The sequence below is a fragment of the Fontivita pretiosa genome (genome assembly GCF_050410795.1).
GTDB lineage: Bacteria > Planctomycetota > Phycisphaerae > Tepidisphaerales > Tepidisphaeraceae > Fontivita > Fontivita pretiosa.
The window spans coordinates 4790561-4804614 of sequence record NZ_CP191258.1; the positions used below are offsets into that span (position 1 = coordinate 4790561).

Below are 14054 nucleotides of genomic sequence, written 5' to 3' on the forward strand. Positions count from 1 at the left end.
ACTCCCGACCCCTTTATGCTGCGACCCCTTTATGCTGAGGACTTGTAAGTCCTGTGATATCGCGGTAGGTTCATGGCTGCGCATCGCAGCGGCGTGAAAGTGAGGCTCAGCACTGTCATGACAGGCCGGCAACGCGTGGTGAACCTGTTGCGCGGACAGCAGTTTGACCGTCAACCGCTGTTCGACGCGATCCGCAACGATCGGATCCTGGAGTACTTTGCCGCCGAACCACTGACCTATGAGAACGCGGAGCGGGTCTGCTGCATCGCGCATGCGCGGGCGGTGGATTCCACGCGCATGATCCCCAAGCGGCCCGTGCCTCCAATGACTGACGTGCTGCCCGACGGTCGCCAGGCCAAGTACGAGCGATGGACCCGCTGGGTCGAGCATCGCAGCTACGAGAGCCTCGAGCAGTACATTCGTGTGAAGGAGAAATTGCTGGAAGGGCCGATTTTTTCCGAGGAGGAACTTCAGGAGGCGCGCGCGGTCATCGCCGAGTACGTCCGAATCGAGCGCCAGTACCTGCGCGACATCGCGTTCTTCTGGGGCTTTGGGGTCCATGACAAGCATCAGTTCGGCGTCGGGTGTCGCTCACTCCAGGGGTACTTTCTGACCGACCTGTACGAGGAAGTGGGTCTGGACAGGTTCTTCCTGTTCCAATACGACGCGCCGGAGCTGATCAGCGCGCTGCTGGAGCGGCAGTTCGCCAGGTCCGTCGAAATGATCAAACTGCTGCCCGATGGCCAGGATCGGCCGCTCGGACTGTTCATCGCCGATGACCTGGCCTACAAGCAGGGGCCTTTTGCCAGCCCGAAGTTTTTCGAGAAGGAGTACTGGCCCGGACTCAAGCGCGTCTGCGATGCAGCGCACGAGCGCGGACTGTACGTGATGTTTCACACCGACGGCGACCTGACATTGCTGATCGACGGGCTGGTGGGCGCGGGAATCGACATTCTCAATCCCCTGGAGAAGGTCCCGTTCCACATCAAACAGATCCATCAAAGACATCCCAGGCTGGTGCTGTCGGGAGGCATTGATGTCAGCCACCTGCTGCCGTATGGCAAGCCGGCCGAGATCATCGATGCGGTTCACAAAGCCATCGACGACGCTGAAGGCAGAATCCTGATCGGTTCCTCCAGCATCGTCACCAACAACATTCCGCTGGAGAACTTCCTGGCGATGCGCCGAGCGGTTGGAGCCGGGTAATCCGCGACAGGCTTGCGGTCAAGCGCGAGGATCAGCCTCAGCGCCTGCTGCTGTCCCGGTCGCGCGGATCGTCGCTCGGGTAGTCGGCGATGTAGGTGAAGACCGTGCGAACGTAATCGACCGGATCGAGCTTCTCCAGCTCACGAATCCTGCCCACGTCGATGGTTCCCTCGACGACACTGCTGTTGTCATACGTTTCGCGAACATCAAGCCCGGCCTTGCGAAGCTGCGCCAGGGCATCGTCGAGCCTGTTTTCCCATCGCTTGTCGAGCGTGACCAGCACATCGGAGATGCGGGCATCGATGGACATGCGCGATGATAGGCCCGGGTGCCGCGCATAGATGGGCGCGCAACAGGACAATCGACAAAAAACATAATTTATCGTTATTATCCACGCTCCTGACGAGGAGGATCATGAACAGACAGGCGCTGGTCAGTCGGCGGGCGTATCTCAAAGGATCGACCGTGGCGATGTTGTCGGCGGCGGGAATCGCGCGATCCGGCGCCGCCGCGGCGACGGCTCAGGTCAAGACCGACGCCGCAGCCGGGCAGTCACCAAAGCAGCCCGCCAGACAGGACCTCATCGACATCGGCTCGGCGCGCCAGCTCTTTTGCGATGAGCGATTCATCGACGCGCCCGAGCGGATCAGCATCGCGATGAATCCGCCCGCCAAGCTCGGGCCGGTGCTCAAACCCGACCGTCCCTGGGAAGACTTCCGTCTCACTTCGTATTTCACGGTCGTGGACGACGGGAAGCTGGCCCGGATGTATTACTCATGTTTCTCGCACGACCAGTGGAATACGCCCGGCGCATGGGACAAGCACGCCTACCTCTGCTACGCCGAATCAACCGACGGCCTGCACTGGGACAAGCCGGAGCTGGGGCTGGTTGAGTTCGAGGGATCGAAGCGCAACAACATCCTGATGCCGCGGATCGTCGATGGGACGGTGTTCGTCGATCCGACCGCGCCGCCACAGCAGCGCTACAAGATGCTGCACACGATCGGCCCGCATGGCGTGGGGCTGTTCGTCTCCTGCTCGGCTGATGGCATCCGATTTACGACGCCGGACAAGCCGGTGAGCCCCTGGCGGCCGGACAGCCAGCAGAATGCCTTCTATGACCAGCGGCTGAACAAGTACGTGGCGTACCTTCGCGCCCGCCCGGACATGGGCCTTCAGCCCAAAGGTCGATCGGTGGCACGGGTCGAGATCGATCAGATCGATCAGCCCTGGGCGGGCCTGACGCCGCAGATCGTCTTCGCCGCCGACGATCAAGATCCCGACGACGTTGACTTTTACACCAACGCGTGCGTGAAGTACCCCTGGGGGGCAGACGCGTACTTCATGTTCCCGGCGACGTATCACCACTTCCCCAAAGAATACGGCAACGACGGACTGCTGGACTCGGCGGCGGCGTTCAGCCGGGACGGGATCGTCTGGCAGCGCCCGGATCGCAGGCCCTATGTCCCGTTGGGCATGACGGACGATTGGGACGCGGCGTTCATCATGATGGGGGTGGGACTCGTTCGCCGCGGCAAGCGTATCTACCAGTACTACAACGGAACCGACCTCAGCCACGGCGGGACGCGCAAGGAATCGAAGAACGTGTCCAAGGACCGCCGACGCTGGGGCTGGATGGCGGCCGTGCAGCAGCGACTGGACGGCTTCTACTGCGCCCAGGCTGCCTACGAAGGCGGGCAGTTCATCACACCGCCCATCCGCTTTCAGGGCAGCAGACTGGTGCTGAACATCGACACCTCGGCCGCGGGCAGCGCGCGAGTCGCGATCACCGATGCCTCAGGTGCCCCGATCGAAGGATTCGCCATCGACGATTGCGATAAGATCATGGCCAACGACACGGATTACGAAGTCTCCTGGAGAAGCAGACGCGACGTGTCATCGCTGTCGGGCCAGCCGATCCGGCTGCGATTTCAGATGCGCTGTGCCAGACTGTACGCGATGCAGTTCGTGACGTGAACCGCATCAGTCCGCGGCGGATTCCAGATCCACGTCGCAGTTCAACTGGTTGCACAGCGACTCAAGCTCGGCCCGCAGCTTGCTCAAAGGCACTGTCGGGGGGACGGTCAGTTCCATCTCCGTCATAAAAAGGGGCGATCCGGCAAACGCCGCCGAACGCTGCTGCGCAACCAGCTCCTCGATGTTCACTCCGTACTGACGCAGCAGATTGGTCAGCCGCGCCACGATTCCCGGCTGATCCATCGAATAGGTCTTGAGGCGATATCGCAGCCCCTGGACGCGCTGGCCGGGCGAGGGCGTATCCTGCGGCGTGACGAACAGGTTCAGCCCCATTTTACGTCCCAGGTCCGGGAGATCGCGCTGCAACGCCTCGGCGGCGTCGTCGGGAGCTTCAAGAAGAATCATCATCGCGAACTCGCCGCGCAGATTTACCATCCTCGAGTCGAGGATGTTGCCTCCCGCCGCGTGCAGCCGACCGGTCAACTCGCCAACGATCCCCGGCCTGTCGGGTCCAACCGCGGAAATGATCATCTGTCGCATGGATAGATTGCCTCTGATTCTGGGTTGCTTGCCGGCGAAACGCGGTCTGTGGCTCGAAGCTGCGACCTTGCGTTCCGCACGCAGCTTAACCTAACACGCGCAGCTTTGATGTGCACGAGCTGTCGCCGCGCTGTAGCAGCCGGACACGTGCGACAGTGTCACGGGCGTCCCGGCTGACGTTCATACACATCTCGGACCACCGCATGTGCGTGCGATAACAGCGGAGACGGGCCAACTGTGGCATGGCCGTCCCGGCCATGCAGGGCGCGCTCGAATTCGAAAGTCCGATCTTCGGGCTCTTCATCACTTCGTGCAACTCAGCACGGACCTGGCGCCCTTGATACCAACAGGCATGCCCTTAGCCACCGGGTTACGGCCTGAGGATCTTCAATGCAGCTTCGAGCACGGGATCGTTCTGGCCGAACTCGTGCGACAGCGCATCGACTTGAACATCCGGCCGAATGCCGGCGGCTTCGATCGCGGCGCCGTCGGGCTGTAGATCGCGCCGGCTCGACAGATACACCTGCACGCCGTTCTCGAGTCGCAGCGGCTGCGGATCGCCGCTGCTTCCGTATGATGTGCGTCCAACCAGCGCCGCGCCGCAGGCGCGCATCATCAACAGGAACAATTCATTCTCCGCCATCGACTGTGGCCCCTGTAGCACGACGAGCCTGCCTGAATAGCGCGCTTGACCCTCAGCCGGCTCGAGCGTCCTGTCGAACGGGCCAAGCCACTGACCATCTTGGCGAATCTGGTGTCTGGCGTAGACGCGCGGCTCGGCAGTGAACCGCGAGGCGAATCGCCGCGCCGTTGCCTCGCCCGCTTTGCCGCCGCTGTTGCCGCGCACGTCAATGATGATCGCCCGCGGCGCGGCCTCATGAACGCGATTCCATGCCTGCTCGATCGCTTCGCGTCGATCCGCCGACCAGGTCATGATCAGCAAATAGGCGACGCCGTCGGGGAATTGGCCGGTGTAGGCCGTGGCTTCATGGTCGCGCCACTGAGGAATCAGCTTCGGCAGAAGCGCGAAGTTGAGGTTGTCATCGGCCTGCGCGGGGCAGGTCGCAACCGTCTGAGCGCCCGCACGGACAAACAGATGAGGATCGCTGGCCGGGGCGAGCATCTCGGCGGCCAGGCTCGCAAACTCGGCGCGCGTCGGGGCGGTTTGCAGGCGCGGCGAAAACTGTTCGAACCGCGCCGGCCAATCGACCTTCCGTGAATCGCGATGGGCATACTGCTGGTCGATGGCGCGCCGGAGCTGTGCGATCGCCCGCCGGTTCGACTCTGCCGGCAGCGTCGTGGCCGGCGCCGTTGTTGGCATCGCCACAGGAGCGGTTGGCGAAACCGGCGCCGTCGATGCCGCCGCCTCGCGTGCCGTCCCGGTCGTGAACGTGATCGGATACGGCACCGCCGATTCACCGGCGCGGTTCCGAAAGTTCGTGAAGGTCTTGCTGTTGATGCTCAGTGTGTACGTGTATCTGGGCACCAGGCGCACCGGAATGACGTAGGTACGCTCATCCTTCCACATCGGCTGCCCGACGATGCGCGGAAAGCCCGGCCCCGAGCCGACGACGGAATGTCCCGCCGGGTCCATCGGCTGATCAAACTCGATGACAATCTGATTCAGCGAGGGATCCACATCGTTATCGCCGTGGTCGGGCGCGGCGCGCAGCACCCGCGGAGGCGCGGCCACAGCGGGCAGGCTCACAATCCTCGCCATCGCCCCGAGCATCGCGATGATGACAACGCCTGTTCGCATCGATTCAAGTGGACGATGCACCGCGGCTACCTACTGTGGCCAGACCCGTGGTCGTTGAGCCTGAGTGGGAAGACCACAATGCGTCTGCCTTCGGTTGTGGCCAGCAAGTCGCCGTCGGTTGTGAAGCATAATCCTTCGGCCAGTGGATCGAGAAACGTGGTTTGCCAGGCCAGGCACAAGGCCAGGTCCGGCGCGTCCGGATCGATGTGAAACACCACCGGTCCAGTGACGGTCATCACCGCCAGCAAGCGTGCGTCGGCGGAGGCGTCGGCGGCGATGACCGGCATGCGCAGCGGCAGCGTGGTCAGTAGCTGGAGAATCTGTTTGTCACCGGTGGTGGGGTCCAGGGTGAATCGGTACAGCCGTGCCGGGCTGAAGTCGCGGTTTTTGCTGAGGAGGTATCCGTGATCGGCGATGATGAACAGGCTCTCGGCGTCGAACGGCTCGGCGGGGTAGCGAAGTTCCCACGTCCGCCGCGGACGCAGCGGCCGAACCGGTCCGGCTGGATCAGGCTCGTCCAGTTGATGCACCAGCGCGGTGCGACGTTGGGCGGAGTTGTTGCCAATGTCCGCCAGATACAGTCGCCCGGTGTCGTCGATGGCGATGTCTTCCCAGTCGACGTTGCGCGCCCGCACGGGAAACTCGGCCAGCAACCTGCCTTGACGCGTGATCGCGTAAATCGAGTTCAGCGGTCCGCCGTCGTTGTGGGTCCAGTAGACGCCGGCAAACCTGCGGCTGGCTGCCACACCCGAGCTCTCGCGGATCGCCGGCGCCTGGATGCGCCCTGCAAGCTCAAACGCGGCCGATTGCGTGCTTGGCCGCGTCGTCTGGGCTGCGGTCCTTGCCGCGCTGGCCAACAGGCAGACCGCGCACGCCGCCAGTAACACTGACCGCATCCGGCAGTGAGATGTGCGTGCTGCAATCACGGATCCTCGCTCGAATCGCGCGCCGCTTGTGGCGGAGGAAACCGTTCACAGTTCCACGCTCTTGAGCGTCGCCGGATCGAAGGCTACTCCGCCTTCCCTGGCGATCTTGACGAACTCGTCGATCTCCGCCCGGGTGAATAGCAGTCCGCCATGCTTCTGGCTCAAGGCCGCGCCCTGCGCTTCGATCTGACCGGGAAGCATACACGATTCGTTGCCGTGTCCGAGGATGTCTTCCAGGACCTTTTTAACGTTCTGGATCTGCGATCGCCCTTGGGCGAAGTTGTCACAACTGATGGCGTCGGGACGGATGCACTGGAAGAAGAAGCAGCAGGTTCCCTTTTCGCCGGGGGGAACTTTGTCCCAGCGGTTGCGGATGGTGGGCAGCGAGCCGCCGATAAACGCGGCGTACAGCTCATCGATAAGCGACAGGCCATAGCCCTTGTGCTGTCCGAAAGGCAACAGGGCCTTGACCTTGTTCGGATCGGTGGTTGGATTTCCGTGCTCATCGACGGCGCAGCCTGGCGGAAGCGGCTTGCCTTCGCGCGCGAACTGCTGGACGCGTCCCATGGCCACCGTGCTGGTGGCCCAGTCGATGCAGATCGGATAGCCGATCGCATCCTGCGTGGGGAATGCCCAGGAGTGCGGATTGGTTCCCAGGGTGGGATACTTGCCGCCGAAGGGCACGACTTCGGCCAGCGCCGCGGTACAGCAGGTGTAGGCGATGTATCCCTTCTGGGCCGCGTCGATGACGTAGCCGCCGCCCCAGAGGTAGTGAAAGGCGTTGTCCACCGCGACGACGCCGACGCCGAACTCGTCGGCCAGTTGCATTGCGGTATTCATCGCCTCGAACGCAACGGCCTGGCCGAGCTTGCGATTCGCGTTCCACTTCTGCACCGCGCGGTACTTGCTGGGCAGCTTCTCGATCCTGGCGCCCGGCACGCATCCGCCGGCTTTGGAGCCGAAGTGCTCGTCCAAATGCAGCGCCTTGATCGCGTTGTGGGTTTTGATGCCGTGCCAGGCGGTGATCTGGCTGAACCTCGCCGCCGCCTCGGCTTCCTCCGCCGTGAATCCGCGCTTCCGATACGCCGCCGAGACGATCTGGTTATGCACCGCTGGCGGCATGATGTAGGTCGTGGGCATGTCTGGTATCCGTTTCGATGATTGTTGGAAATCCGAACTTCAGTTGCGGTGTTTTGTCGGCTGTCGGATGCCCGACGTCAAGTGGGCGCGACCCGCATGTGCTTGAACTGATCGCAACCACACCGATACAGTACAGCCCAACGTGGCCGACCAACCGCCCAGGCATGATCCTCGACGCTGGCGCCAAATCGTCAACACTGCGGTCGAGGCACTGCTGGTGCTGCTGATCCTCGCGATCGCCGCGGCGATCCTCAGTCCGGCGTTTCTGTAGGCTCAATCTGGCCGCCGGATGCTCGCCGTCGTATCCACGACCCGCCAGCCCGGGTGTTCCATCACCACGAACGACGGCAATTGCATCGTTCGCCACAGTTGAAAGGCGGGCGTGGCCGAATGCTGCGCTACAAACAGCGCGATCACCGTCCCGTGCGAGACGATCGCCAGATCCCTGTCCTTGTGGCGGTTGATCACGGATTCCACCGCGCGCGAGAATCGTTGCTGTGCCTGCCGGGCTGTCTCGCGTCCCAGCACGAGCTGATCCGGCTTGCGAAACATCAGCTCCATCATCGAGATGAACTCGCCGGAACGCATGTGCGGCACGTTGCTGCGATCGTGCTCGTGCAGGTCGGACGCCGTTTCGTGAGGGATGGCCAGATGCGCCGCAACAAGCTCGGCGGTTTCGACGGCCTTGGGCTCGGTGCTGGAGACAATCACGGCCGGCGCGTGGTTGCGTAGCGCCTCGGCCAGTGGGACGCAGGCTGCCCGACCCTGCTCCGAAAGTCGCCAGCGGTGGGCCGGCTCTCCGGGGACCACCAGTGGCGAAGCGTGTTTGATCAGGATGAGCCTGGGCATCCGGGCCTCGAGCGTTGCGTCAGCGGGCAAGGATCAACTCGCAGCCTGCGGCGCGGATCCGCCGGGCATGGGCTTCGGGCAGATCCGCATCCGTCACCACCGTGTCAATCTCGTTCAGGTCGCACAGCCGCGCCAGTGCCTGCTGTCCGAACTTGCTGCTGTCGGCCAGCAGAACCACCCGTTGCGACTGTTTCATCATCCGCCGCTCCGACTGCACCAGCAGCAGATTCTGGTTGTACAGCGAGCCTTCGTGAATTCCAGCCACGCTGAAAAACAGCGTCTTGGTGTGAATGGTTTCCAGCACATGCTCGGCGGTCGGTCCCAGCAGCACGCCATACCGGGGATACAACAGGCCTCCGACGACAACCAGCTCCACCTGCTCATCGTTGAGGAACAGGTCCGCGATCGGCAACGAGTTGGTCACGAGTTGCAGTCGCTGTCCCACAAGCTCCCGGGCGAAGTAATAGGTTGTGGTGCCGCCATCCAGCAGGATCGTGTCGTTGGCGGAAACAAGCTGCCTGGCGGCGCGGGCGATCTTGCGCTTGGCCTCGACCTGGAAATCGATCCGCTGATCGAAAGCGTAGGGCGGGCGCAGGCCGGCGCCGTCCCCGCCGGGCGATCGCTGGCCTATCCAGATCACGCCCCCGTGCGTGCGCGTCACCAGCCCGCGCTGTGCCAGCGCGTCGATGTCACGCCGTATCGTCGATTGCGATACCCCCAGTTCTTCAGCCAGTGTCTCCAGATCGACCATCCCGCGCGTGGCGATGATCTCCTGAAGCCGGGATTGACGCTCGGGAATCAGCATGGCTGGCCGGGGTTGAAGATCGAAGCCGCAAGGCCCGGCGGGGCAAAGCGCCGTCCATCGCCGCAGCTTGCCGCAGCGGGCACTATCGCCTGGAGATTCGCCGGCACTGTTGGGAGCATCGTCATTCGCAGCTTTCTCCGCACGTTCAGCTCACGGCGCTGTTGCCATTGCCGCGGATGCGCTGTCGCGCATAGGCGACTTTCTGCGCCGCCGTCATCCTGCTGAAATCCGGTTCGCCGTCGGCTCGCCTGGGGATCACCGTCGTCGCGATCACCCCGGAACGCCTGGCCTGCGGCATGGCACTGCCCGCCAGCGAAACCATCGAGCTGGAAGTCCCCGCACCGCTGTAGCTGGTTACCGTGGTCGTCAGTTCCAGATCCTCCTTCAGCGAGCGGAAAGGCTTGATCTTGAGCTTTTCCAGGTCCGCGTGATACGCCTTGACCGCCTCCCGCGCGCCGATCTGTCCGTTGGCGATGGCGTGCAGGTACGTGATGAAAGTAAGCTGATGTTCGCTGTTGTTGATCTTGCGTCCGAACAGCGCGGCCCGGGCGCCGTACTTGCGCGCATCCTCCAGCAGTGCGAATGCGTCAAAGGTCGTGCCGCTGGCCCCGCCAAGGATTCCCGGCACCAGCGTCGGGTCGTATGAGACCAGTTCCTCCATCGCCCGCGGCCCATGGTAGACCATCTTGAGAAACAATGGCCGGCCGGCGCCGGGCACACCCGCAAGCGTTCGCGCGATCAGATCATTAATGAACCGTCCCACGTCCGCCGGGCACTTGTCTCCACAGGCGTTCGGATCGAACACCTCCAGAAAATGTCGAAACCCCTTGCTCTCGGCTTCGATGCGGAACTGTTTGTACGCCTCCAGTGTGGCGTAGTCGAACTCGATGTTGTTGTTGGGCGTGATCGAATACAGTCCCAGATTCGCGCCCAGACGCCTTTCGGCTTCGGTCGGATTCACCTTGCCGGACTGGATCTGCTCGATCGTGACGCTGCGGAAGGGGCGCGAAGGCTCGGTGGCGTACGTACCCCCGGCCGGCAGGTGGATGTCGGTCGTGTCGTTGGCGCGAGCCGCCGGTGTCACATGAGAATTGTCAAACAAGCGTTCCCTGATCGTCAGGATTTCACTGGAACTGGCGGACATGAGCATGATGTCCACCAGCCCCTGCCTGACCACCTGACGCATCTGCTCGCGATACTCCGCCAGCGAGCGCGGCTTGCCGGTGATCGGGTCCCTGCCCGTGGCGGCCAAACCGGTGGCCATGTCCGCATCCTTGGCGTCGGCGAGGATGAAATCCTTCGCGCTGCCCGGATTGGCGCGGATGTTGGCCAGTTTCTGATCGAGTGACTTGAGCATACGTGTGTTACGGGCACCTGGCCCGTGTATGCACTCTGAACAGGGGCCCGAACCGCCCGTGATACCAGGCAACACTACTTCTGCACCTGTGCGTAGGTCGCATCGAGCTGCCTGGCGCCGGCCTGGAGGGCGCTCTCCTCCCGCGGCCAAAGCTCGATCGCCAGACGCCGGATCACACCGCTTCTCCCGACCAGCGTCGGCACGCTCGTGCACGTTCCCTTGATCCCGTACTCCCCGGCAAGCTGGGTGGAAACCGGCAACAGCTTGGGCTGATTTAGCGCGATGGCGTGAATCACTTCCGCGATCGTCAGTGCCACTGCCCAGCCGGCGCCGCCCTTGAGCTTGATCGCCTCGGCCCCGCTGCCTTTGGTGCGTTCGAAAATTCGCTGCTGCACCGCCGCACCGAATTGCGGCATCTTCACAAGCGATAGCCCGCCGACCGTGGCACTGGACCAGATCGGCACCATCGAGTCCCCATGCTCGCCGAGGATCAGCGCCTTGACCTGCGAGGCCGGCACACCAAGCTCCAGCGCGATCAACGAACGGAAGCGAGCCGTGTCGAGCTGCGTGCCCAGCCCGATGACCTTGTTCGGATCGTACTTCAGATGATCGATCGCGAGTCGCGTGAGGATGTCCACCGGGTTGGACACGACAAACAGGATCGCGTCCTTCTTCAGCCCGGCCTGCTTGAGCGAATCGAGGATCTGCCTGAACAGCGACACGTTGCGATTGATCAGGTCAAGCCGCGATTCATCCGGCTTTCGCCGCAGACCCGCGGTGATGCAGACCAGATCGGCATCGGCGCACTTTTCGTAGTTTGCGGCATAGATCTTCTGATCGCCGGCGACGCTGGTGCCGTGAAGCAGGTCCAGCGCCTCGCCCGCGGCGAGCTGCTCGTTGGCGTCGAGCAGGTGAATCTCCGACACGATCCCCGCGCACTGAAGCGCGAACGCCGTGTTCGATCCCACTCTGCCGCCGCCGCCGATGATCGAGACCTTCATGCGTCTGTTTCCACTGGCTACATCGTCGCCATGATCTGGTCAGTGATGGTCTGCACGAGCTGTTCGATATCCGCCTCGCTGTATTGCGCCGGCGCCATCGATCCGATCGCCTGTGCCAGCGCGGCGCAGGCCTGCTCGCGTTGCACGGCCGTAACCTGCCCGCCGGGGCCGACCATCCTGCCTTTCTCGCCCACGTCCCCGCTCACGCGCGACATGAAGTCGCTGACGTTGCAGCTCACATGCCCTTTGATCGCCTCTTCCATCCGCGGGTCGCTCAATCCGAAGCGGGCCTTGAGCTGGATCAGCTCGCTCATCTCCGCCGCCGACAGCGTGTTGACGCTGCCAAGCTGCTTGGCCAGCAGCAGGATCCGCGCGTAGGCATCGACGATCTCGAGCTTGTAGTAGCACTGCTCCAGGTCCGTATCGAAGCACACCACCCCGTGGCTGCCCAGCAGGATCGTGTTCGAGTCCTTCACGAACGGCAGGATCGAATCCGCCAGCCGCTGATCGCCCGGCGTGACATACTTGGCCAGCTTCACCGGCCCCAGGAAGACCTCGGCCTCGGGGTGAATGCACGTGGGCAGTTCCACCCCGGCGACGGCGAAGGCGGTGGCATGCGGCGGATGCGAGTGGATAACCGCCACGACATCCGGCCGGGCCTTGTAAATCGCCGCGTGCATCAGGAACTCGCTGGATCGCTTTCGCTTGCCGGCCAGTTGCTTGCCGGTGCTGTCCACCAGGCAGATGTCCTCCGGTTTGAGGTTTCCCTTGCTCACCCCCGTCGGGGTCACCAGAAACCGATCCGGACCCAGCCGATAGGAGTGGTTTCCCTCATTGCCGGCGCAAAAGCCGCGGAGCCAGATGCGTCGCCCGATGTCGCAGAGATGCTGCTTGATCTGAAACTCGCTGACTCGCGGCTGGCCGTTGCCATTGCCGCCGCGACGCCCAATCTCGACCGAAGCATTCACCGGGCCGTTTGAATTGGTTGCCATGGGACTTCGTGAAACATGAATCCATGAGACATGAAGATGGAATGAAGATGAAACTTCATCGCTGCTTCACGTCGCACGTTCGCATGTCCTCACGCCTTTCATACGTCATAACTCACCACCGCCGCATCCAGGATGCACGCGTTGTATGCATCCAGAGGCACGCGCTTTTCCGGATAGAACGGCATCGCCGCCTCGCGCGATTCGCTGAAGCCGATCAGGTCGCCAGCGTGCGCGCCAAGGTGGTCGTACACGACCAGAACTTCGCTCGTTTTTCGCGGCTGGCCTTTGAGCGCGAAGCGATCCTGCACCTCGACCAGCAGAAACCGTCCGCCGACCAGCGTCTGGTACAGGTTCGTGCATGTCACCCGACCCACGACCTTGCCTATGCGCATGATGCCAGCTCCGACAACTGCCTTTTCAGCTCTTCGCTGAGCACGCGTCGCGCCTTGACGAACTTGGCCAGCAGGGCACGCGTCTGCGGCAGGGTCTTGTAGGGATGCTCGATGACCAGCACGTTGGCCGCCACCAGCTTCGTCCCCTGGTCCACCGCCTCCAGACACGTTCCCAGGACCGCGCGAAGCGAGGGACAACGATTCGCATAGACCATCGCGGTTGCGCCGCTGCTGACCAGCATCACCCCGCCGTCGGCGCGATCGGCCTGGACTTCCCGGGCGAAGATCTTCACGGCCTCGACGATCCGCCGCGGATCAACCGCCACTTCGATGGCATTGAAGTTGGCCTCGCGCGCCACCGTGAGCAGTGCCGCCTTGGCCGGCCCGCACGGGCCGTCGCACCACCACAGCAGCCGCCTGGATTGTTGCGTCGCCGGCTCCACCGCCTCCGTCGTTTCCGCGGCGCCGGGCTTGTTCGACGCCTCAACTTCGACATCCGAATACCCGACGGCGATGCCGCGCTGCCTGATCCAGTCCTGCGCCAGCGGCGTCAGCCGCGCCCGGTAGGGCAGGATCACCTGCCCATTGCTCCCGTTGCTGCGGTGAAGCTGCTCGAGCTGTCTCGCCGTGAAGATCATGCGATCTCGGATTGCAGAGCCTGGATCGCGGATCCGCAATGTCGAATCTGAAATCTCAAATCCCCAGTCCGCCATCCCAAATCCGCCATCCGCAATCCTCTCACTCATCCACCAGACAACTGATCCACCATCTGGCCGGAGTCTTCTCGTTACCGACCAGATCTCGCGCGCCTTTGCCGTCGCTGTTGATCACGACGGTCTGTCCGGGGTGCGAGCCAAGCCGGTCCACTGCCAGCACCGGATCCGCCTCCGGCTGCCGCGCGTTGTTCAGCGGCTGCACGATCACCAGCCGCAGCCCCGTCAAAGACGGGTGCTTGAGCGTCGAGGTCGCGTGGCCGATGACGGTGCCTAGCTGCATTTCAAAAAGACGAACCAGAAAGACACGAAATCACGAGGCGATTCCTTCGATTCGAATGACCCCGCGGTATCTTTCATCTTCCTCTTGTTCTGGTTCTGGTCGTTGTTCGTGGCT

16 protein-coding genes are annotated in these 14054 nt (G+C 63.1%); 3 read left to right on the forward strand and 13 right to left on the reverse strand.

The genetic code is table 11. The features are described from left to right. The first annotated feature begins 72 nt into the window (after window positions 1–72). On the forward strand, window positions 73–1206 hold the full coding sequence (locus ACQS5P_RS19365) for a uroporphyrinogen decarboxylase family protein (protein WP_428938262.1): 1134 nt from the start codon (window positions 73–75) through the stop codon (window positions 1204–1206). Window positions 1207–1243: 37 nt separating this feature from the next. Here ACQS5P_RS19365 and ACQS5P_RS19370 read toward each other — a convergent pair whose 3' ends face one another. Then, window positions 1244–1516 carry a hypothetical protein gene (locus ACQS5P_RS19370; RefSeq protein WP_428938263.1) on the reverse strand — a complete coding sequence of 91 codons (273 nt, stop codon included), beginning with the start codon at window positions 1514–1516 and terminating at the stop codon, window positions 1244–1246. Window positions 1517–1620: 104 nt separating this feature from the next. Here ACQS5P_RS19370 and ACQS5P_RS19375 point away from each other — a divergent pair, with 104 nt between their 5' ends. After that, entirely contained in the window at window positions 1621–3183 is a 1563-nt protein-coding gene (locus tag ACQS5P_RS19375; protein WP_428938264.1) for a hypothetical protein, read from the forward strand. 6 nt (window positions 3184–3189) lie between these two features. Here ACQS5P_RS19375 and ACQS5P_RS19380 read toward each other — a convergent pair whose 3' ends face one another. The 4 genes from ACQS5P_RS19380 to ACQS5P_RS19395 all read right to left on the reverse strand — a co-directional run bounded on the left by ACQS5P_RS19380 (window position 3190) and on the right by ACQS5P_RS19395 (window position 7548). Then, a complete protein-coding gene (locus ACQS5P_RS19380) occupies window positions 3190–3723 on the reverse strand; it encodes a glycine cleavage system protein R (RefSeq protein WP_428938265.1) in 534 nt (177 codons plus the stop codon). A gap of 370 nt (window positions 3724–4093) precedes the next feature. Further along, window positions 4094–5482 (reverse strand): S41 family peptidase, encoded by a 1389-nt coding sequence (locus tag ACQS5P_RS19385; protein WP_428938266.1) that lies wholly within the window; start codon window positions 5480–5482, stop codon window positions 4094–4096. A gap of 26 nt (window positions 5483–5508) precedes the next feature. Beyond that, on the reverse strand, window positions 5509–6378 hold the full coding sequence (locus ACQS5P_RS19390; RefSeq protein WP_428938267.1) for a hypothetical protein: 870 nt from the start codon (window positions 6376–6378) through the stop codon (window positions 5509–5511). Window positions 6379–6453: 75 nt separating this feature from the next. After that, the gene (locus tag ACQS5P_RS19395) at window positions 6454–7548 is read right to left on the reverse strand and encodes an Ldh family oxidoreductase (protein WP_428938268.1); all 1095 of its coding nucleotides are present in this window, start codon (window positions 7546–7548) and stop codon (window positions 6454–6456) included. 142 nt (window positions 7549–7690) lie between these two features. Here ACQS5P_RS19395 and ACQS5P_RS19400 point away from each other — a divergent pair, with 142 nt between their 5' ends. Then, window positions 7691–7819 (forward strand): hypothetical protein, encoded by a 129-nt coding sequence (locus ACQS5P_RS19400; RefSeq protein ID WP_428938269.1) that lies wholly within the window; start codon window positions 7691–7693, stop codon window positions 7817–7819. A gap of 2 nt (window positions 7820–7821) precedes the next feature. On the opposite strand, the gene ACQS5P_RS19405 is transcribed toward ACQS5P_RS19400, so the two are convergent. From ACQS5P_RS19405 to ACQS5P_RS19440, 8 genes are all read right to left on the reverse strand, one after another. Then, entirely contained in the window at window positions 7822–8427 is a 606-nt protein-coding gene (locus ACQS5P_RS19405; RefSeq protein WP_428938270.1) for a histidine phosphatase family protein, read from the reverse strand. Further along, the gene (locus ACQS5P_RS19410) at window positions 8417–9202 is read right to left on the reverse strand and encodes a DeoR/GlpR family DNA-binding transcription regulator (RefSeq protein WP_428938271.1); all 786 of its coding nucleotides are present in this window, start codon (window positions 9200–9202) and stop codon (window positions 8417–8419) included. The genes ACQS5P_RS19405 and ACQS5P_RS19410 overlap by 11 nt, the downstream gene beginning before the upstream one ends. Before the next feature lie 145 nt (window positions 9203–9347). Next, window positions 9348–10559, reverse strand: coding sequence for a hypothetical protein (locus ACQS5P_RS19415; protein ID WP_428938272.1), 1212 nt, complete (start codon window positions 10557–10559; stop codon window positions 9348–9350). Between the two features lie 74 nt (window positions 10560–10633). Further along, window positions 10634–11560 carry a malate dehydrogenase gene (locus ACQS5P_RS19420; protein WP_428938273.1) on the reverse strand — a complete coding sequence of 309 codons (927 nt, stop codon included), beginning with the start codon at window positions 11558–11560 and terminating at the stop codon, window positions 10634–10636. Window positions 11561–11577: 17 nt separating this feature from the next. Further along, entirely contained in the window at window positions 11578–12552 is a 975-nt protein-coding gene (locus ACQS5P_RS19425) for a class II aldolase/adducin family protein (protein WP_428938274.1), read from the reverse strand. A 98-nt stretch (window positions 12553–12650) separates the two neighbouring features. Then, window positions 12651–12944 (reverse strand): EutN/CcmL family microcompartment protein, encoded by a 294-nt coding sequence (locus ACQS5P_RS19430; protein WP_428938275.1) that lies wholly within the window; start codon window positions 12942–12944, stop codon window positions 12651–12653. After that, window positions 12935–13582, reverse strand: a complete 648-nt coding sequence (locus tag ACQS5P_RS19435) for an RpiB/LacA/LacB family sugar-phosphate isomerase (protein ID WP_428938276.1) — start codon at window positions 13580–13582, stop codon at window positions 12935–12937. The genes ACQS5P_RS19430 and ACQS5P_RS19435 overlap by 10 nt, the downstream gene beginning before the upstream one ends. 100 nt (window positions 13583–13682) lie before the next feature. Continuing rightward, on the reverse strand, window positions 13683–13940 hold the full coding sequence (locus tag ACQS5P_RS19440) for a EutN/CcmL family microcompartment protein (protein ID WP_428938277.1): 258 nt from the start codon (window positions 13938–13940) through the stop codon (window positions 13683–13685). Window positions 13941–14054: the final 114 nt, after the last annotated feature.